The following is a 19,696-nucleotide window of genomic DNA, read 5'->3' as shown; positions in this document are numbered from 1 at the left end:
GGAGGACGGCATGATCTGGCCCTTCAACCGGCGCAAACACACTGAAAAGTCCGTCCAGGACTTCCAGACGGGCACGGTGCGCGGCCGATGGTACGTGGTGGACCCAGGCATGCCCTTGTCCGCCAACACCGAGGCCATGAGCGTGTTCGCAACCCAGCCCAGCGTGCGCAAAACCGTGGAATTCATCGCCCGCAACGCCGCCCGTATCCCCATGAAGGTGTACCGGCGTGACGGCGACAACGATCGGCCTCTGGTCACCGACGGGCCATTGTACGATCTGGTCAAATACCCGACTCCCTATCACGGGGCCTACCGGTTTTGGTTTGACTTGATATGCGACATGCTGGTCTATGACCGTTTCGCGGCCAAGCTGCTGCCGTCAGCCACATCACGCAGCGGATGGCAGTTGTACCGGATGCCCGCCTACACGTGGCGTTTCACCTGGACCGGCTACGAGGATGTGCATGCAATCCAGCTGACCACCGCCGACAACAAGAGCAACACCGTCGGCCTGGATGGTGTCCTCTGGGATAAGGGCTACGGTAGCGCCAACGGGGTCTCCCCGATGCAGACCCTCAGCCAGACCCTGCGCGAGTATGCGGAGTCGGTCAAATGGCGGCAGGCCATTTGGAAGAACGGGGCACGCATTCCCGGCATCTTCGCCATGGACCCTGAAATGGAAAAGCTGGACGACGAGTCCCAACGCCGATTGGAAGCAGACATCGGCGATTACCTGGAAAACGGCGGCAAGGAGGGCCGGTCGCCGGTTTTGCAGGGCATCCACTGGGAGAAGGTCGAGGCCTTCAGCCCCAAGGACGCGCAGGAAGTCGAAGGCAGGACCCTAGCGGACATCGAAGTGGCATCCGCCTACCATGTGCCCCCCGAAATGGTGGGGGCCAGGGAAGCCAACTACTCGTCGACGCAGGCGTTCCGCGACTCCCTCTACAAGGAGACCCTCGGGCCTATCTTCACGCAGCTGGAGCAGGCTTTCAATGCGCAGATCGTCCCCCTGGTAGCCGACAATCCGCGCGAATACGTCGAATTCGACCTCAATGCAGCTCTGCGAGGCAGCTTCACCGAGCAGGCGGAGATCCTTCAGAAGGCGGTCGGCGGCCCATACATGAGCATCAACGAGGCCCGGAAAGAGCAGAATCTGCCCGCCATGGGCCCTGAATACGACCAGATCATCGACCTTCTGAACACGAAGCGCGGGGGAGGGCCGGAAGCGGACCCGACCGACTCCGGGTCACAGAATTTGGGAGGCAGCCAATGAAGCCGCACACTCTGAAACGCTCCACCGCAGCCACGCTAAAAAGCGTCGGCGATGAGGGAAGCCTGGGCAAAGGCCAGTTCACGGCCTTGGTGAGCGTTTTCGGCAACGTGGACAGTCTGGGCGAAGTGGTCATGCCGGGGGCTTTCACCGACACCCTGGCGCAATGGCAGGCCAAAGGGGACCCGATCCCCGTGGTCTGGTCCCACCAGTGGTCCGACCCCATGTCACATATCGGCGAGGTGCTCGAAGCCAAGGAGACAGACCAGGGTCTGGAGGTCACCGCCCAGCTGGACATGAGCAACCCTACGGCCGTGCAGGTTTTCAAGCTCCTCAAGGACCGCCGGGTCACCGAATTCTCATACGCCGGCGAAGAGTCCGACTTCAAAGTCGTGGACAGCCCGGAAGGGCCGATCATCCAGGTCGGCAAGGTCGATCTGATCGAGCTCGGGCCATGTCTGAAAGGCGCGAACCCCGCCACCGTGCTCATGAGCACCAAAAGCCAGGACGAAGCCGGACAGCCCGAAGCCGAACCACCCGACAAGTACAAAGTCGAAGACTCCGACCCTGACAAGGAGGACGATCCGCCTGATCCGACACAGCCTGATGACGGGCTGCGCGACCTGGTAAGGCAGACCGTCCAGGAAGAACTCGCCTCCCGCTCCGCGCAAACGGAAGGGAAGCCGCAGGAGGACGCGGAGAAGACCGCGAAAGCCTGCACTGTGCCCGAACTGACCGCCTGGGCAGCGGACCTAGAACTACATCTCATGGAAGGAACACTATGAGCAAGAGTCTCAACGACCAGCTGAAGGATGTCCTCGCCCAGACCAAAACCCTGGCGGCGAAGGCCCAGCAGGAGAACCGCGACTTTAACGACGAGGAGAACACGCAGATCCTCGAACTGAAAAAGAAGGCCGACGAGCTGAAAGAGAAGATCAAGAAAGCCGACGAGGCGCAGGCTGCTTTCAAGGCACTGACAGGACCCACCGGGGAGCGGAAAGCATCCTCGCCGGTCGAGCAGAAGACCCAACCCGTAGCCAAGTCCTACGGCGAAGCCTTCGTACGCAGCAAAGCCTACCAGTCGATGAAGGCCAGCCATCCGAATGCGACCTCCATCCGTTTTGAGGTCGCCCACCTCATGGTAAAAGCCGACCCGGCTCCCCTCACATCAGACCTGCCTGGCGCAGTGAACCCCTACATGATGCCCGGTTACACGGATGTCACCTATCCGCAGACGAACACCCTGCTGGGCCTGATCCACCGAAACACCACGGAAAACAAGCTGATTGAATACCGGCAGATGACAGAGGTAACCTCCAATGCCTCCACTGTGCCCGAAGGAGGGAGACGCCCCCTCTCGACCCTGGCGACTGAGATCGCCGAGGCTAAAGCCTACACTGCAGCCGACGGCATGAAAGTCACCTATGACGAGCTCTTCGACGATGGTGTCATCGCCAGCATGATCGACACGGTCCTGATGCGTAACATCGCCGGCGTAGAGGAGGACCTGGTCCTGCACGGCGACAGCAACAACAACGGCCCCTCTCACGGACTGCTCACTGATCCCAATGTGCAGAAGGTGCCTTTTGACAAGGACGCGGTGACCACCATATCCCACGCCGTGACCCAGCTGCGCAACACCATCCGAACCATATCGATACAGGCCATCATCCTGAACCCGACTGACGAAGAGAACTTCGTTCTTATGACCGACAAGAACGGCCGGTACCTGTCCAACGCTCCCTTCGGCGTAGGCCCGGGCACACTTTTCGGCTACCCTCGGATCACCTCTTCCATGGTGCCCCAGGGCACCGCGCTGATTGGCGATTTCCACTCTGTCCTGCTCCTGGACTACGAGCCGCTGAGCATCCTCACCTTCAACCAGAACGCGGATGACGCCGAACATAATCTGGCATATGTGCGCGCCCAGAAGCGCGAGCTGCTGATGCTCATGGAGCCCAAGAAGATCGCCGTGGCCACCATCGCCGGCAGCGCTCCAGCCAGCAAGTGACACGTGAGGAGGCAGGCATGAGCGGACAGCAGGACCAGCCGAAGCCGCTGGCATCCCCGGATGATCTGGCGCAGCGTCTCAACTGCAAGCCCGACGAACCGAAACTGGCCCTGTGCCTGCGGCTTGCCTCCGACCGTTTCACCGGCCAAAGCCGCAACCCCATCATCCAGAGCACGGACACGATCATCCTGGACGGGACAGGCGGCAGGACAGTGCGCCTGCCCAACCGGCCGGTCACGGACGTCGGCAAAGTCCTCTTTAACGGCGAGCCAGCCACTCCAGAGTGGTCAGCTGACGGGATGCTCCGTTTTGAGCATCCGGTGGATGGGTGGCGGAGCATCCAGGTCACCTACACGCACGGCTACGACCCGGTGCCCGGCGATGTGGAGGACGCGGTGCTGGAGCAGGCCGCAGCCATCTACCAGGTCATGCCCGGGCTCGCCTCCTGGACCACCGGGGAGGAGTCCCGCACCTACAGCGTCGCCCAGTCCGTGGGCACCAGCGCCGCATGGAGCGCCGCCATAGCCAAATACCGGATCGGAGGCATCCTATGACCAGTCTGCACGGGGACACGATCACCATCAAACACCGCACCATGGGCGCGCCCGACGTGGACGGCCAGCCGCAGGAGAGCACCACCACTCGTACGGTGACGGGGTGCAGCGTGCAGCCCGTCACCCATGCGGGCGACGTGCTCTTCGAGCAGGATGTGCTCCTGGGCCGGTGGCGGGTCATCGGCCCGCAGGGCATCGTCCTCTCCGACCTGGTCGACGGGGACGACACCATCGAATGGGATGGAAAGAACTATCGGCTGGCCAGCTCCGTGCAGGAGTACACGCCGGCCGACGGGCTCGGCTCCCACAGCGAGCTGTACATGATGGAGGACCACCGATGAGCAGCGGAGCATCAGTCGACGAAAAATGGCTGGAGAAAAACATCCTGGAAAGCCCTGCAGTGCGCCAGGGTCTGAACGACATCGCCGCCAGGCTCCTGCCAATCTGCCAGAGGCTCGCCTACCAGGAGGGCTGCGACGATTTCGCCGACTCGCTGCGGATTGAGACGGGCACCAGGCCGGGTACCAAGTCGCCCACAGGCATCAAACGTCCCTACGCGCGGGTGATCGCCGGCAGTGAGCACGCCTCTGAGCAGGAGCACGGGTCGCTGCGCTACCCGCGGCATAATTTCTTTCGCCGAGCGGCATCGCAGCTCTAGGAGGCCACATGGATCCTGTCAGATGGCCGCAGCATCTGAGGCTGGTCAACCAATGGATCGCCGACAAGACCAGATACCATCCGTACACGGTCCTGCCCGACGACAAGCAGCTTATCGCAGCGCTGCCGTTGGTCAAGACGAGCCTGAGCCCGTCCGGATCGATGGGTCCGGTGGAACGTTCCGTGAGCGTGGACATCGACCTGCTCGCCAAGTCCTGGTCCGACATGAACCCGATGATCCAGACCATGGACTCGTGCATGGCCTCCCTGGCCGGTAACGGCAACGCATATGGGTACGTGGACGACATCTCAGGCAGCGCCTTTGCCGACGTGCCTTTCGGCGACCCTGCCATCCTGCGCTGCACCGCCACTTTCAGCCTCGTCATGAGACCCGTAAGCCACTAACTCCAACCAAACAACCCAATTTTCAGGCCACTCCGACAGGGGTGGCCTCTTGCATATGCAAAAGGAGCATCATATGACCGACCCCATAACCCAGACCATGCCCGCAGGAGTGACCACCCGCGACGACACGGCATCCGCCCCTACGGCAACGCCGACCATCGCCGACGTGCAGCAGTACATGCAGAACGATCCGGGCAGTGTCCGCAAGCACGCGACTATGGTCTTGGCCATCGCCGACTATTCGACCCCTGCGCCGGAGAAGTTCTTCGGCGATGACGGTCTGCCATTCCAACTGCCCGACGGGTACAAGCAGATGGGCTACGTGACCACCAAGGGCGTGGTAGAAAAGCGCAGCGTCAAGACCGACGACACGACCATGATGCAGGACCTGGAGCCTGTCCGCTCCGACCTGAGCTCCTCCACACGCCAGATCGATGTCACCTTCGGCGAGGCGAACGCCTACACGGAGGCTCTGCGAGCTGGTCTTCCGGTAGCCGCATGGCCGGAAAGCAAGGACTCCAAAACCTGGGCCTACACGGAGCACGGACTCAGCCAGCTGCCCCTCTACCGCATCTACCTGATCGCCCAGGACGGAGTGGGCGCAGACGCCGTCTACCGGGTGGAATTCACCTACAAGGCGACCATCACCGGCTTCGGCGACCGGACTTTGGACCGTGCCGACACCGAGGACCTCGGCTTTACCTTCGACGTTCTGACCGACGAGAGGACCGGAAAGCAGTACGACAAGGCCTCCAGCGTCAAAACCGCCGCCTGACCGCCAGCCCACACAAAACACATCTAAGGAGCATCAATGTCCACACAGTATTCCCTCCATGCCATCCGCCAGAAGTATAAGGAGACCCACCCCGGGGTCACCGACACGATCGATTTCACCGTCCAGGACGGCGAGGATGCGCGCGTCTACCACATCGAGCATCCGCTGCTCCAGTCCAACAAGACCAAGGAGGCGGTCACCGCCGCCAGCACCGACATCGACATGGCCAAGGCTGTGCTCGGCGACCAGTGGGACGACTTTTTGGCCGACGGCGGGCAGGTGTCCGACGTGATGCTGCTACTCAACGAGATCGGCGAGCAGATGGAGGCCACTACACCTGACGGGGTCCCTACACGGCGCTAGACCTCCTCGACGCTGACGGCCACCCGGAGGAGCTGGAAGCCGCCCTGTGCGAGCAGTACAGCCCACGTGACCCGATCGCGGAGTACTGGCGCGGAGACATAACCCTAAGAGCCCTCGCCGTCCTCGTGCGCGGGCTCAAACCCTTCAACCCGCTCTCCCTGGCCATCGCCAGGGATGAAAAGGAGCGGGAGAAGCATCATCGGCCCGAAGACGACCTCGACGGGCAGACAAAAACAGAACTGGACGCCCTGGCGTCCCGCATCATCCCAGGAGGCTGAGCATGGCCGGCGTGAACTCGGTATGGATGGACGTTCTCCCCAATCTGCAGAATTTCGCGAAGCTCCTGCTGACGGGGACGACGGACGCCGCCAGGGATGCCGGCGCAGCCTCCGGGAAGGTCTGGTCGCAGTCCATGGCGGCCGCCTCCAAGACCGACGTGCTCAAAGCCCAGGTCGACACCCTCAAGGATGCCGAAGCCAAAGCCAAGCGTGCAGTGGAGGACGCCACCCGGGACATCGCCAAGGCACGCGACCGAGCCGCAGTAGCCGCCAAAAACCAGGAGGCAGCAGAAAAACGCCTGTCCGAGCAGGTGGCGAAGTACGGGGAAGGCTCCTCCCAGGCGCTTAAGGCAGAAGCGCAGCTCACTGCCGCCCGAGGCAAAGCCCGGCAGACCGCCGAGGCAGTCACCTCGTCGGAAAAAGCCCTGGAAGCATCCAACAAGGCCAGCAAAACATCAACCGAGCAGCTGGCCAAAGCCAACAAGGATCTGGCTCGCACAGCTGACGAGCAGCCCTCCAAGTGGGCCAGCTTCGGCCAGTCTTTGGATGGAGTCGGCGGCAAGTCCAACAAGCTGAAGACCATCTGGGACAAGTCCCGCAAAAGCCTGAGCCTGCTGGGCCTGGGCTTGGGGGCTGTTGGCATCGCCCAGTGGATGAAAACCAGCGCCGACGCCGCCGAAGGCTTCCAAAAGCAGATGAACCTCTTGGTGACCGCCGGTGGCGAGTCCGCCAAGAACCTGCATGGGGTGGAGGAAGGCATCAAGGACATCGCCGTGCAGACCGGCATCAGCACCAGCCAGCTGGCCGAGGGCATGTACACGATGGAAAAGGCCCAGATGCGCGGTGCCGACGGGCTCAAGGTCCTCAAAGCAGCGGCCCAGGGAGCCACCGACGAGCAGGTCGACCTGGGGGTCATGACCAACGCCCTGACCTCCATCATGCGCTCCTACAACATCCCCACGGACAAGGCATCCAGCGTCACCAACCAGCTGGTGGCAGCATCCGGCGAGGCGAAGACCTCCATGCAGGACTTTGCGGGCTCCCTGTCCACGGTGCTGCCCGTCGCATCCGCAGCAGGCATCAGCTTCGCCGAGGTCGGCGGCGCTGAAGCGACCCTGACCTCGCACGGCACCAGCGCCCAGGAGTCCACCCAGGAGCTGGCCAACACCATCCGCGCTCTCCAGGCACCCAATCAAGTGGCTGTCAACGAGATGCAGCAGTTCGGCATCAGCAGCGTGGATGTGGCGCAGAATCTGGGCAAGCGTGGCCTGACCGGCACGATCGGCTACCTGTCGGAGACCATCCTCAAGCACATGGGCCCCTCCGGTACCATCATGCTCAACACGTTCAACCAGAGCAGGTTCGCCGCAGAAAACGCGTCCACCATGTTCGGCCAGCTGACCGGCAAAGCCAAGCAGCTCGCCAAAGGCGTCATGGACGGGTCTGTAACCCTCAACGACTACAGGCAGGGTCTCAAAGCACTCCCTGACCAGCAGGCTGCACTGGTCCGCCAGTGGGAACAGATGTACACCAAGAGCAAGGGCTTCAACGACCAGCTCAAGCAGGGCAGCCCGCAGGCGCAGACCTACACGGAAGCCCTCAAGAAGATCATGGGCGGGGCCACCGGAATGAACACGGCCCTCATGCTCTCCGGCGGCAGCACGCAGACCTTTGCGAAGAATGTGAAAGGCATATCGGATGCCGCCAAGAAGAACGGCAAGGACATCAGCACCTGGAAGGAGACCCAAAACACCGCACGCGTACAGACCGACCGTTTCAACCAGGTTCTGGACACGACCCGCATAACGCTTGCTGCCAAGTTCCTGCCCGCGTTGACAGGCGTATTGAAATGGTTTGTCAGCGGGGCAGAATCGATAAAAAAGTTTACCGACTCGCACCGGACGCTCGTCAAGGTCCTGCTAGGCGTAGTAGGCGGCATCACCGGCGTGGTGACAGCCGTCCTACTGGCGAACAAAGCTGTGAAAGCGTTCAAGACCGCTTTCAAGCTGCTCGATGCGGTCTTTATCAAAAGCAAGATCGGCATGGCTGTGCTGGCCATAGGCTTGCTGGTCGGAGCCTTTACGCTCGCCTACAATAAGTGCAAACCCTTCCGCGACGCGGTCAACGGTGCGCTGAACGGCATCAAGAAGGTCGCGGGGAATGTGGGCAAGTGGTTCTCCGGACCATTTGTGAACTTCTTCAAGACCGCGTGGTCGAAGGTCACCGGCGTCGCCAAGGGAGCATGGAACGTGCTCAAGACGATCGGGCAGGGGATCGTCCAAGTGTTCAAGATTCTGATCACCTTCGTGGTCACGTCTTTCGTCACCCCGTGGGTGATCGCCTTCAACCTGCTCAAAAAGCCGGTGGAGGACCTGTGGCACAAGGTCATCCAGCCCGCCTTCGACGGCATCAGGAAGGCCATGGGGACCGCCTGGAACTGGATCAACGATCATGTCATAACCCCATTCAAAAACGGTGCCAAAGCGCTGGGGGATGCGTGGAACGACCTGTATGCGAAATACATCCGTCCGGTCTGGGACTGGATCGTGGACAAGTTCCGCGACGCCTGGGGCTGGATCAAGGCCCATGTCATGGACGCTTGGAACAGGGAGATCAACGGTCTGGCAAAGATCTTCCACTGGCTTTATGACAACGCGATCCGGCCCGTCTGGGACTGGATCAGCTCAAAGTCGCAGAACGCCTGGAACTGGATCGACCGCAACGTGCTCGGACCCTTTAAGGACGGCATCCATGCCATCGGGCAGGCTTTTGAAACGACCAAGGACTGGATCGGCAGGTCCTGGGATCAGATCAGGGATGCGGCTGCCAAGCCCGTCCGCTGGGTGGTCGACACCGTGTACACCAACGGGATCAAAAACGTTTGGAACAAGGTGGCCGGCGCTGTCGGCCTGAAGCTGACGCTGCCTGACGCGCACTTTGCGGAGGGTGGCATCAATCCGGGGTATGCGCCTGGGCAGGATACGATCCTGGCGATGACCTCGCCCGGCGAAGCCTGGATGGTGCCCGAGTGGGTGCGCGCCGTCGGCCCGGACAACGTGTACCGGTGGAATCGTCTGGCCCGCCAGTCCGGCCCCGCTGCCGTGCGTGCCGACATGGGCTTCGCAGCTGGCGGGATAGTGCCCCGTTTCGACCTGGGCGGCATCGTCCAGAGCGCCGAAACCTGGCTGTCCAACGCAGCCAAGAGCGTTAGCGAATTTTTCAGCGACCCTGGTGGTATGGTCTCCCGGCTGATCGTGGACCCGGTCAAGAGGCTGCTAGCGGGCATCGGCGCAGGCGACTGGGGGCGGCTTATCGCCCAGTTGCCGGTCAAGGTCATGCAGGGGCTGGTCGACAAGGCCAAGAGCCTGATCTCCAGCATGTCCAGCGCCGGGTCCGGCGGGTCGGGCGTGCAACGCTGGCGGGGACTGGTGGTCCAGGCCCTGCACATGCTGGGCCAGCCGGACAGCTGGACCGACACAGTGCTCCGCCGGATGAGCCAGGAGAGCGGAGGCAACCCAGCCGCCATCAACAACTGGGACAGCAATGCGAAAGCCGGCATCCCCTCCCAAGGGCTCATGCAGGTGATCCCTCCGACCTTCGCCGCCTATGCGGGGCCTTTCGCCAGCCGGCCGATCACGGACCCGCTGGCCAACATTTATGCGGGCTTGAACTATGCGCTGCACCGGTATGGGAGCCTGTCGGCCCTGAACCGGCCTGGCGGATATGCGGAGGGCGGCATCGTCCCCAGCCTGTACGACAAGGGCGGCTATCTGGCTCCCGGGGTGACCATCGTCAGCAACCAGACGAGCGACCCTGAGCTGGTGTTGACCGGCGACCAGCAGCGCGCCCTCTTCGCCAAGGACGGGGGCCGTCAGGAGTCTCGGGCTGAGAAGCTGCCGCCCATGCAGGTGATTATCAACAACTACGGGGTCAAGGACCCCTACGTTCAGGGCACCATCGACGGCAGGACAGCCGCCCATGCGCTCATGCAGTCGGCGATGGGAGAGTCATGAGCTATATGCCTGCCTACGCGGAGATCCACTACGGGGACAGGACGGTCCTGCTGGCCGGCAGCAAACGGCAGGACCGTCCTGACGGTCTCGGCATCACCACTGAGGGCATGGAAGGCTGGCGCAGCACCCCGGAGGCTAAGGTCACGCTCACCGAGCGCGCATCAGGCAACGGGGCGCACGACATAGCATCCTCGGAGATCCTCTACTCGGCCAGGACCGTCACCATCCACTGGGTGGCGCTGGCCGAGCAGCACGATGCGGTGATCGCCTCACTCAACATGCTCCTGTCCGCAGCCGGCCAGCTGGTCCGCCTGCGCGTGGCGGACGGTGCGGACGACACGTATGCGACCGGCTATGTGACCGTCTCCAGTGATGCCTCATGGCATGAGGGCCGCATGGTCGGCACCATGACCGTCGTCTGCCCCCGGCCCGAGCGGCTCTCCTGGCAGTCTACGGACGTGCAGGTGTACCCGGTGTCCTCCACATCCGGAGGGCTCTTTTACGGGGGCAAGGGACGGGGGCTGGTTTATCCGCTGTCCTACGGGACGGATGCCGGGTCGCCGCAGAGCGTGGCCCTGCTGCGCAATCGCGGGTCCGCCACGGCCTACCCGGTGATCACGGTGACGGGGCCGATGCCTGACGGTGTGCTCCTGGTGGGCTCGGACGGCAGGTCAGTGCAGTGGTCGGGGAGTGTGGCCCGTGTCCCACTGATATTGGATTGCCGGACGCAGACCGCGTCCATGGGCGGCGTGGATGTGAGCCGGCTGCTGACCAGGCGCGGCTTTCCGCTGGTGCCTGCCGGCGGGTCCCTTTCGGTGCAGCTGATGACCCCCGGAGACGGCTGGGCGACCATCAGCGTCCATGACACGTACTTATAGAGGAGGTTTTGATGTCTACTGCTTTGGGAGTGGCCCCGGACTCGTCCGGGCAAGGATGCGACGCGCTCACCCATCGGATGGTGATAGCCGCCCAGTGGGCCAACACCGGCGTCATCCAAGGGCTAGACGTATCGGGCCGTCAGGATCTGCGCTACGGGGTGAGCCCTGGGGCCGCCGTGTGCTCCATGGGCGAGGCGGACGGCATGAGCATCGCCTACTGGGGAGGTGCCGGCGACCCGTGCACCGAGAACACCGTGGATGCGGGAGATGCGACCTACCCGCGCATAGACGCGGTTTATATCATCTCTCACACCGGGTCGCCGGACAATCTTGTGCATGTGAGAGTGCAGCAGGGTACGCCGTCCGCATCGCCGGCCGAGCCTGAGGTGGAGGTCGGCGGCCAGGTGATCGGTTACATGCAGATGCCTGCAGGGGCGATGAGCACCGCATCGGCCATGGCCTGGGGTGATGTGGACTATGCGCTGCCATACGGAGCCGATCTTGGCATGCTGGGGCAGACCGTGGACCGTCGCGTCGACCTGTGGGGCGACGGCAACGTCAAGGTGTGGTACCACGAGTATCCGGTCCAGTTTTATGTGCCGACGGATCGGTGGGTGGAGCTGGAATACAAGGGCGACGTGTCCTACTGGTATCAAGAGCCGGACGGGTCGGCGCGCATGCCTGCCGTGGACGAGTGGCTGAGCTGGGCGGTGACCTTCCAAATGGACGGGGACGACATCCCCTACAGCAGCTTCGAAACCCTTGCCGGGCGGGGCGTGTGGACGCAGGTGTACGGCACCAAGCTGGTCAAGGTGCCCAAAGGCGAACACACGGCCCGCATCCGCAACGGGGTCGCAGCTAAAAAAGGTGGGCCTGGTAGCGGGCCCTTCTTCCATTATGGCTTGAGCGCCAATGGCTTGTCCTATCCTGGCAGGTCGCTGACGGTGTGGGACAAGGGGCCAGCCAAGTGAGTTGGCGACACTGGATCATCGACGTGCGCGACGGTCATGTCATCGCCCCCATCGATATCCCATCCTTTTCATGGGACTTGAGCATTTCCGATTTTGGCTTCCAAACCACGGATAAGGGCACTGGGAAAGCTGATGAGAGCAACCTGACCATCCCCTGGTCCGCTCTGGACGCCAGCACGCCATCCGGGCGTGACAGCCTCCTGGACTCTCGCAGGCGCGGCATCCTCACCTGCTGGGTACGAGACTTGCAAGACCCGGAGGACATGGGCGCGCCCATCATGTGGGGCAAGATCGGCAGCCGGGAGGACACGCTCCTCGATACGACCTTCAGCCTGGAGAGTCCCATGGCCATCCTCCAGTCACGCTACGCGGTCAGGGACGGAGCTTTCCGCGACGGGACCAGCACCGACACGATCAGCTTCGACGCTCTCAGCTTTCGGGGCATATGCAGCGAGCTCGGCCGGATTGCCACCGATGCCAAGCAAGGCGGCAGCCTGCCTATCGACTGGACTTACCTGGGCGAGAAGGGCATCCACCAGCGCACCAACTACCAGGCGTGGAATGTCCAAAATTTATCGGTCTCCCAGCTGATTACGAACATAGCCAATTCAAAGGGTGGTCCAGACTTGGCTTTCCGGCCATACTGGGCTGACCCCAGCCATGCGCGGGTACGTTTCCTGGCTGGGAGCGATGCGGACGTGTACCTGGACATGGGCCATCCGCCGATCCTCCTGTCCTCCTATGCGGGGGCAGGCAGCCTGGAGGGGCTGACCGTCGACTATCAGGACGGCTACCAGCGCTGGTATGCGACGGGCGCAGGGCAGGACGAGAGCACCATCACCGCCTACTGGGAGCAGATGGATGAGATCACCCACATGCAGGACCCGCCCATCCTCCGGGAGGCGGTCTATGGGGACACGGACACCGACAATCTGGCCCTGCTCAAGGAGCACCTGACAGGGGTCGCCACAGCCGGCAGGCTCATGCAGATCACCGGCAGCATCGACTTCGACGACACGGATGCCCGTGGCATGCCCATACACCCGTGCGGGTCGTTCTGGCCGGGGGAGCGGGTCGACCTGGACGTGGCGGGCTTCCCGACCCTGCCGGATGGCCGCTACGAGCTGAGGCTCATGGAGATGAGCGGCGACCAGACCAGCAAAGCGAGCGTCAAATTTGACGTGCTCGATGCGCCGTTCCAGTGATAGTTAAGGAGTATTGATGGCTTTTCACGCTGACATCACGCCCAGGAGCAGGGAGGATACGGCAGCCGGTCTCGCGCAGCTGGCACTGTCAAAGGCGAAAAAACAGCAGACCCGCAAGTCCGGCAGCGCCACCTGGCATAACAATAACGGCACCAGGACGGTCATCGGCCCTGACGCGGGCCTGTCCGGCATCGCCCCCTGGGTGGGGGACACGACCCCTCCGGGCATGCCCTCCGGCATCGGCGTGGACTCGGCTGCCGGCATGATCCTGGTCTCCTGGGACGGCACTTTGCAGGGCGGCGTGCCCGCCGATTTCGACCACGTCCAGATCCTGGTGGATGGGATCGAGGCTGGCCAGCTGCGGGTCAGGGGCACGGCGACCCTGGGCCCGTATGAGGCGGACAGCGTCCACCAGGTGACGGCAAGGGCCTGGGATGATGCGCATGCGGAGGATGGCAGCCCGGCACCCAACGGGTCCGACGTCACAGAGGCTGTGAGCGTGACGGTCAAGAGCGTGGTGGGTGCCGATGAGATCAAGGAGGCGCAGGACAAGGCTCAGCAGGCCATCAACGAAATCGCGGGGGTCAAGCAGACCGCGTCCAGTGCCAGTCAGGCGGCCGCCGATGCGGGCAAGGCCGCTGCAAGCGCCGGCAGCACGGCCAGCCAGGCCAAGAGCATCGCCGACGGCCTGTCCGGCAGTGTCGGCAAGGCCATGGACACGGCCGTCAGCGCAGCGGATACAGCCAAGCAGGCCTCGAGCAGTGCCACCACGGCGGTCAGCCAGAGCGCGGCGGCCAGCAGCAAGGCCGATGCGGCCCTCTCCCGTGGCGTGGAGCTGATCCGCAACCCCGCCTTCGACCCGGCATGGGGGGATCTGGACGGCTTCGGCCTGAGCATGGGCACGAGCGGTGCCCCGGCCAAGCCGCCCCTGCCTTACGCCACATACGGAGCCTTGACGCAGAGGGATTACTTCAGCTCCTGGCGCTTTCCGTTGGATCGTGGACGCAAGTATCGTTTCGGATTCTGGGCCATCTGCGACGGGAAAAACCGGGAGGATCTGCGGATCGGCTGGCGGTATGTCAACCCAAACACGCACTGGGATGAGGCGGTCACGGTCACCCCGGGGGAGGCCTCCTCCTGGGTGTGGAGGGAGGCCGTCGTCGGCACGCCCGACCAGTGGACCGACACGGACCACAGTCTGAGCGTGTGGCTCAACATCGCCGGCTACGGGGACGCTGCGAAAGGCTGGTGGATCACCGGCCTGACCGTCCGGGACGTGACCGACAGCCAGGCCGCCAAGGACCAGGCGGCCAGGGCGCAGACCACGGCTGACGGAAAGAACCGGATCATCGCCTCAGCATCCGAGCCGGCGCACGGGGGTCTGGCTCTGGGCGACCTGTGGATGCAATTGGACAAGGCGAATAATGTCGTGGGTATCCAGGTGTGGAACGGCCAAGCTTTCAAGGATTACGTGCTGTTGGCGCAGGAGGTGCTGGTGGCCGGCAGCGTGGGCACCATCTGCCTGGCGGACGGTGCCGTCGTCGCGGACAAGGTCACCGCCAGCGAGGCGCTGCTGGAAAAGCTGCTCGTGCGCAAGATCAAGGCCGACGAGATCGATGTGGGGATGCTCACGGCCGCCATCGTCAAGTCGGGCCTGTTCTCCACGCCGGACGGGCTGGTCGGTTTCGACCAGTCGGGTTTCTGGGTCAAGGACCAGGACGGCGACTACATTTTCCGCGCCTCCGGGGATGGAGTGCAGGCTGTGGGCGGGTTTCAGACCGCCGTGAAGGGTGACCGCATCCAGCTGAGCCAAACGCTTATCAATGGGACCACTATGGGCGGACTGCAGGGCGTCGCCGGCGACCCGGCGACCCCCTACTGGCTGATCTGGGGTGACCACGATAAGCAAGGGCTGGCCAGCCGGCTGAGGATGGGCACCAGCGCCCAGACGCCGGAAATCAGCATATCACGGGACAGTCATTGGCGCTCGAGCGTTAGCATAACCGCCGACAACCTGGACCTCAACGGTACCTGTTACACCCCGCATATCAACGTGCCCTTTGACCAGTGGATCGACTTCTATCCGGATTTCAGCGACTATTTGAACCGCTCCCGTTTGGATATCGCGGGCGGCATGTGCTACATGACCGTTGCCGTGCAGGGCAACATCCCCCACGGGGGGTATAAGGCCGTGGCGCATATTCGGAAGGTGTACCCACATGCTGGGATGAATGCGCCGTGCACTCTGCAGTATGCCGCCCCATCCGGTGCTTTCATCAGCGCTGACTGGGAACGGGACCCGCAGGTGGTCTACGTGATGAACGTAACGGGGGAAGCGCGCGCCTGGGCTTCAGCCCAGTTCATCTTCCCCTACGGGGGCCAGCTTGATAGCTAGGAGGCTCCTGGATGCCTGACGTGCTGATGACCATCCTCGAATCCATCGTGCCCATGCTCCTGACAGGCGTGGGCGGAGTCTGCGGGTGGCTGCTGAAAAGCCACCGCAAGGAGGAGGCGCGCGACCAGGCCATGGAGACGGGCCTGCGCACCCTCCTCAGGGCCGAGCTCCTGGAGATCCACGCCAAATACGTGCCGCTCGGGCATATCCCGGTGGCGGTAATGGAGGAGGCCGACCGCGTTTACAAGGCCTACCACTCCTTGGGGGGCAACGGGACGGGCACCAAGATCTACGAGGAGATCAAGGCCCTGCCCACCGTCGACTGACCCCATCAATGTTTCCAGCCGCCCATCCGGGCGGCTTTTTTCATACCTACTTTAAGGAGGATATGCATGCGATGGTCTCATGCGCGGCATGCGCGAGCCAAACCCCGGTACGCGAGGATCGTGGTGGGGGCGATGGCCGCCCTGGCCATGCTCAGCCCCGGGGTCGCCTACGCGGACGCCGGCTTCGACAACGCAAGCTACCAGGGGTGCTACGACGCCCGGAAAGCCAAGGAATCGGGAGCCTCGTTTTCGATCACCAAGATCACAGAAGGGACCGGCTACGTCAATCCCTCTGCGGACTGCCAGCTGGCCGCCAACAAGGCCGCGGGCCTGCGGATCGGGGCCTACGGGTACGCCAGGCCCGAGTACGGCAACAGCCCGGAGGAGGAGGCCGACTTCTTCAACGCCCAATCCAACTCGCGCGGACTCGTGCATGCGGGCGTGATCCCCTTCTTGGACTGGGAGCCGCCTGCAAAGTACCGGGGCGACACCCAGTGGGCCAAGCGGTGGCTGGACCGTGTGGCCTCCTACTGGGGGACCAAGCCGATCATCTACATGTCCGCGTCCACGATCAGCGCAGGCGACTGGCGGGCTGTGGCCGGAGCCGACTACGGGCTCTGGGTCGCCGGCTACCCGCACGGGTACAAAGGCGAGCGTCTGAGAGACCCCGGGGCACCGCCCTACTCGGTGGCACCCTGGCCTTTCGCTGCCGCCTGGCAGTACTCCTCCACAGGACACGTGCCCGGCGTGGGGACCGCCGTGGACGTCAACTGGTGGTATGGGGATGCGGGGACCTGGTCCAAGTATGCGAATGCCCCGGTCGGCACGCAGGCCAATCCGGCCACACCGTCTCCCACACCCTCCCAAGGTGCGCCTGTCGGTGATGTGGGCAGCCTCGCCACGGCAGTCATCCGTGGTGAGTACGGCAATGACCCGCAGAGGCGAGCCTTGCTGGGGAACAGGTACTCGGAGGTCATGGCCGTGGTCAACGAGAGGCTCCGCGGCAACTCCGGCGGAGGCACCGGGAGCGGCACCTATGTGGTGCGTCCCGGCGACTGCCTGAGCGCCGTCTTCGGCGGTAGCTGGCTCACCGTGGCCAGGCTCAACGGTATCCGAACACCCTACGTGATCCACCCAGGCCAGCGTCTCGCCACCGGCAGTGGTGGTGGAGGAGGCCGGACCGTGACCGTGCAGCGTGGGGACACGCTCTCCGGGATCGCCGCCAGGCTCGGCATCCCCCAAAACCGGCTGCACGGCTACCGGTCCGGCAACCCCAGCCTGATCTACGCCGGAGAGACGCTCAGATACTAAGGAGGTGATATTGATGACCGATACCACAATCAACGAGGAGGGCAGGCCCTACTGGCTGCCCGACTGGCTCTACCAGATCCTCAAATGGGTAGGACTAGGCTTCTTGCCTCTGCTGGGGGCTTTCGTTCACAGCGTCGGCCCAGTCTGGGGGCTGCCCCACACGGATGCCATCGTGACTACGATCTACGCGCTGGGAGTGCTCATCGCAGGCTGCATCGCAGGCAGCGAGGCCAAGGCCGCATTCAGCAAATAGCGGCCTGCCCACAAAACAATCGCCCTCGCTTCGGGAGACCGGAGCGGGGGCGGTTTTCTGCGTTCTGCCTAAGCGGCGGCTATTGCTCTTTGGCAGGGCCGATGACGGTGCAGGTGCCGTACTCGGAATGTACTGGTGCTGGTGCCGGGTGCTCCTGGCCGGTCGTGTCATACTCTGCGCCATTGGTGCAGGTCAGCAGCCACAGGTTTGTCCCTGCCGGCTTCCGGTCTGGGAAGTAGCCCAGGTACTGCCTGGTATCAGGATTATAGACGAGGATGCCCACGGCCTCGCTCACGCCGGGCCTGTATGAGATGCCGTGCTTGACCAGCTTGCCGGTAGGGCAGAAGAATCGCAGGAACGATGGGTTGACCGGGATGCCATTGAACGTCTTGTCCATCAGGTGCAGCTGCTCCATGTAGGCTCTGAACTTCTTGTTTGCCTTATCCAGGGCGAGCTCATGCTTGTGTCTGGTGAGGGTGATGCCTAGCGCGGTGGAGGCCACGATGTCGGTCTTGCTGACGGCCGCCCTGGCGGCCAGGTCGTGGATGGCATCCCGGATGGCTTTTTGCTCGTCGGTCAGGTCGGGGGAGGAGAAGTCCTTGCCGAGCTGGCTGTCGTCGTCGGTCACGTCGTCCAGCAGGCCGACAAGCCCGTCCTGGAGGGTGTCCTCCAGGATCGGCTGGGGAACGTCGGTCTTGCTGTAGTGGCCGGGGATGGTGAAGTCCCAGCCGGCTTCCCTGCTGGGGTTCTCCTGCTCGGCACGGCGGCGTATGCGGTAGACCGTAGGCCTGCTCAGACCGGTGCAGACCATGACATCCAGGTATGTGGCCCCCAGGTCGAAGGCCTGGACGATGAGGTCGTCACGCCGTTTTTCGATCTGCGCTGCTTTGCTGATGTCCTCGGAGGCATCCAGGAGCATCCTCCTGGCCTCCGCCAGGGTTGTCGGATCGTGTCCCATGTACGTGTTGTTCATTGTTCCAGTCCTTCCTCTCTCAGTTCCCGACCCCACCGGTCCAGCATGTCCAGGCTGCGCCGGCCTCCCTGCCTCCAGTCGGCCAGGTCGGTGATGAAGGTCGCGTAGTCCACGGCCATTCGCTTGTCTTTGAGCATGCCGGCTATCCTGCCGGCCGCGTGCATCGCTCCCGTGTCCATGAGCTGGCCGAACAGCAGGACGCTGATGGTGACCTGCTTTCCGGTCTGCCGGCTTTCCTCCTGCTCCATCCGCTGCACCTGGGAGTCCATGAGCGGCCGGCCCTCCTGGACGGCCTGCAGGAGAGCCAGGTTCATGTCCCGCTGGCCCACATGGTAGGTGAGCATGAAAAGCCCCTCACGGACCGCCTTGATGCGCGCCTCGAGCAGGTCGGGCTCCCGGTCCAGCCATTCAGGATCCCCCTTGTACATCCAGAATGGGGTTTTGGCATCGTACTGGGTGCGGCACCGGCCCAGGTCCGCCGGCTCCAGGTAGATGCCCGTATCCTCGGCTGGCTTCCGTCCGGCCCGGTCCGCCAGCAGCTGGGTGACCATGTCCCGCACCCAGCTGCTGAACTCCGCGTGATCGGTCATGCCCATCAGTCCTCGCTCATCAGGGACTGGTAGAGGTCGGCCTCGCTGGTGCCCGCACCGTAGCGGGTGACCGCGGTGACGATGATCTGCGCCTCGCGCTGGGTCATGTGCCCGGGCTGGCCGTGGTCCTTGCGGCCCCGCACGTAGAAGACATGGCCGGGGGCGTAGGCGTCGACCCCGCCGGAGGGGGTGGCGTTATAGGGCTTGGCGGCGATGTAGCGGCCGTCCTTGTCGAAGTAGACGCCGTAGTCCTTCTGGGTGTCGTTGCATTCCTTGGCGATCCGGCGGGCGGCGGTGCTGATTTGGAGGCCGTTCTTCTTGTCCTTGTCCACATCGTCAAAGACCTGGGCGGTGGCGACGGGGTTGCTGTCGGTGTAGTCTTCGTACATGATGATCTCCTAAGCAGATCGTCCGCCCCCAGGAGTGGCTGCTCCGTGGGGGCTTCTCTTTTCGCTGACACTTATAATG

The 19,696-nt window shown here is 63.4% G+C and carries 21 protein-coding genes; 18 read left to right on the top strand and 3 right to left on the bottom strand.

Features of this window, described 5'->3' with window-relative positions; all coding sequences use genetic code 11:
• The first annotated feature begins 10 nt into the window (after positions 1–10).
• The 18 genes from GKC41_RS00615 (at position 11) to GKC41_RS00530 (ending at position 17,665) form a co-directional block, all read left to right on the top strand.
• Positions 11–1,273 (top strand): phage portal protein, encoded by a 1,263-nt coding sequence (locus tag GKC41_RS00615; RefSeq protein ID WP_154312484.1) that lies wholly within the window; start codon positions 11–13, stop codon positions 1,271–1,273.
• Complete coding sequence (locus GKC41_RS00610) at positions 1,270–2,055, top strand: HK97 family phage prohead protease (RefSeq protein ID WP_154312483.1); 786 nt, start codon at positions 1,270–1,272, stop codon at positions 2,053–2,055. Before GKC41_RS00615 ends, GKC41_RS00610 begins: the two co-directional genes overlap by 4 nt.
• Complete coding sequence (locus GKC41_RS00605; RefSeq protein ID WP_154312482.1) at positions 2,052–3,281, top strand: phage major capsid protein; 1,230 nt, start codon at positions 2,052–2,054, stop codon at positions 3,279–3,281. Before GKC41_RS00610 ends, GKC41_RS00605 begins: the two co-directional genes overlap by 4 nt.
• A gap of 17 nt (positions 3,282–3,298) precedes the next feature.
• Complete coding sequence (locus GKC41_RS00600) at positions 3,299–3,835, top strand: hypothetical protein (protein ID WP_154312481.1); 537 nt, start codon at positions 3,299–3,301, stop codon at positions 3,833–3,835.
• The gene (locus tag GKC41_RS00595) at positions 3,832–4,176 is read left to right on the top strand and encodes a hypothetical protein (RefSeq protein ID WP_154312480.1); all 345 of its coding nucleotides are present in this window, start codon (positions 3,832–3,834) and stop codon (positions 4,174–4,176) included. The genes GKC41_RS00600 and GKC41_RS00595 overlap by 4 nt, the downstream gene beginning before the upstream one ends.
• Positions 4,173–4,493, top strand: coding sequence for a hypothetical protein (locus GKC41_RS00590; RefSeq protein WP_154312479.1), 321 nt, complete (start codon positions 4,173–4,175; stop codon positions 4,491–4,493). Before GKC41_RS00595 ends, GKC41_RS00590 begins: the two co-directional genes overlap by 4 nt.
• 8 nt (positions 4,494–4,501) lie before the next feature.
• Complete coding sequence (locus tag GKC41_RS00585; protein WP_154312478.1) at positions 4,502–4,897, top strand: hypothetical protein; 396 nt, start codon at positions 4,502–4,504, stop codon at positions 4,895–4,897.
• A gap of 73 nt (positions 4,898–4,970) precedes the next feature.
• The gene (locus tag GKC41_RS00580) at positions 4,971–5,672 is read left to right on the top strand and encodes a hypothetical protein (protein ID WP_154312477.1); all 702 of its coding nucleotides are present in this window, start codon (positions 4,971–4,973) and stop codon (positions 5,670–5,672) included.
• A gap of 36 nt (positions 5,673–5,708) precedes the next feature.
• Positions 5,709–6,035 carry a hypothetical protein gene (locus tag GKC41_RS00575; RefSeq protein ID WP_154312476.1) on the top strand — a complete coding sequence of 109 codons (327 nt, stop codon included), beginning with the start codon at positions 5,709–5,711 and terminating at the stop codon, positions 6,033–6,035.
• A 125-nt stretch (positions 6,036–6,160) separates the two neighbouring features.
• The gene (locus tag GKC41_RS00570) at positions 6,161–6,313 is read left to right on the top strand and encodes a hypothetical protein (RefSeq protein ID WP_154312475.1); all 153 of its coding nucleotides are present in this window, start codon (positions 6,161–6,163) and stop codon (positions 6,311–6,313) included.
• 2 nt (positions 6,314–6,315) lie between these two features.
• On the top strand, positions 6,316–10,326 hold the full coding sequence (locus GKC41_RS00565) for a phage tail tape measure protein (RefSeq protein ID WP_195760107.1): 4,011 nt from the start codon (positions 6,316–6,318) through the stop codon (positions 10,324–10,326).
• Positions 10,323–11,204, top strand: coding sequence for a hypothetical protein (locus GKC41_RS00560; RefSeq protein WP_154312474.1), 882 nt, complete (start codon positions 10,323–10,325; stop codon positions 11,202–11,204). The genes GKC41_RS00565 and GKC41_RS00560 overlap by 4 nt, the downstream gene beginning before the upstream one ends.
• An 11-nt stretch (positions 11,205–11,215) precedes the next feature.
• The gene (locus GKC41_RS00555; RefSeq protein WP_154312473.1) at positions 11,216–12,175 is read left to right on the top strand and encodes a hypothetical protein; all 960 of its coding nucleotides are present in this window, start codon (positions 11,216–11,218) and stop codon (positions 12,173–12,175) included.
• A complete protein-coding gene (locus GKC41_RS00550; RefSeq protein ID WP_154312472.1) occupies positions 12,172–13,380 on the top strand; it encodes a hypothetical protein in 1,209 nt (402 codons plus the stop codon). The genes GKC41_RS00555 and GKC41_RS00550 overlap by 4 nt, the downstream gene beginning before the upstream one ends.
• 16 nt (positions 13,381–13,396) lie before the next feature.
• Entirely contained in the window at positions 13,397–15,775 is a 2,379-nt protein-coding gene (locus GKC41_RS00545) for a hypothetical protein (RefSeq protein WP_154312471.1), read from the top strand.
• An 11-nt stretch (positions 15,776–15,786) separates the two neighbouring features.
• Complete coding sequence (locus GKC41_RS00540) at positions 15,787–16,101, top strand: hypothetical protein (RefSeq protein ID WP_229281537.1); 315 nt, start codon at positions 15,787–15,789, stop codon at positions 16,099–16,101.
• Between the two features lie 66 nt (positions 16,102–16,167).
• Complete coding sequence (locus tag GKC41_RS00535) at positions 16,168–17,412, top strand: GH25 family lysozyme (protein WP_154312470.1); 1,245 nt, start codon at positions 16,168–16,170, stop codon at positions 17,410–17,412.
• 13 nt (positions 17,413–17,425) lie between these two features.
• On the top strand, positions 17,426–17,665 hold the full coding sequence (locus GKC41_RS00530) for a phage holin (protein ID WP_154312469.1): 240 nt from the start codon (positions 17,426–17,428) through the stop codon (positions 17,663–17,665).
• 79 nt (positions 17,666–17,744) lie between these two features.
• Here GKC41_RS00530 and GKC41_RS00525 read toward each other — a convergent pair whose 3' ends face one another.
• From GKC41_RS00525 to GKC41_RS00515, 3 genes are read right to left on the bottom strand one after another with little or no spacing between them, the layout of a single operon-like run.
• Entirely contained in the window at positions 17,745–18,638 is an 894-nt protein-coding gene (locus GKC41_RS00525; protein WP_154312468.1) for a helix-turn-helix domain-containing protein, read from the bottom strand.
• Positions 18,635–19,228 (bottom strand): hypothetical protein, encoded by a 594-nt coding sequence (locus GKC41_RS00520; protein WP_154312467.1) that lies wholly within the window; start codon positions 19,226–19,228, stop codon positions 18,635–18,637. Before GKC41_RS00520 ends, GKC41_RS00525 begins: the two co-directional genes overlap by 4 nt.
• 5 nt (positions 19,229–19,233) lie before the next feature.
• Positions 19,234–19,617, bottom strand: a complete 384-nt coding sequence (locus GKC41_RS00515; protein ID WP_154312466.1) for a hypothetical protein — start codon at positions 19,615–19,617, stop codon at positions 19,234–19,236.
• Positions 19,618–19,696 lie beyond the last annotated feature (79 nt).

It is taken from the genome of Bifidobacterium asteroides (assembly GCF_009683175.1).
Lineage (GTDB): Bacteria > Actinomycetota > Actinomycetes > Actinomycetales > Bifidobacteriaceae > Bombiscardovia > Bombiscardovia asteroides_H.
The sequence above is the reverse complement of the archived record's forward strand: the minus strand, read 5'-3'. Positions and strand labels throughout refer to the sequence as shown.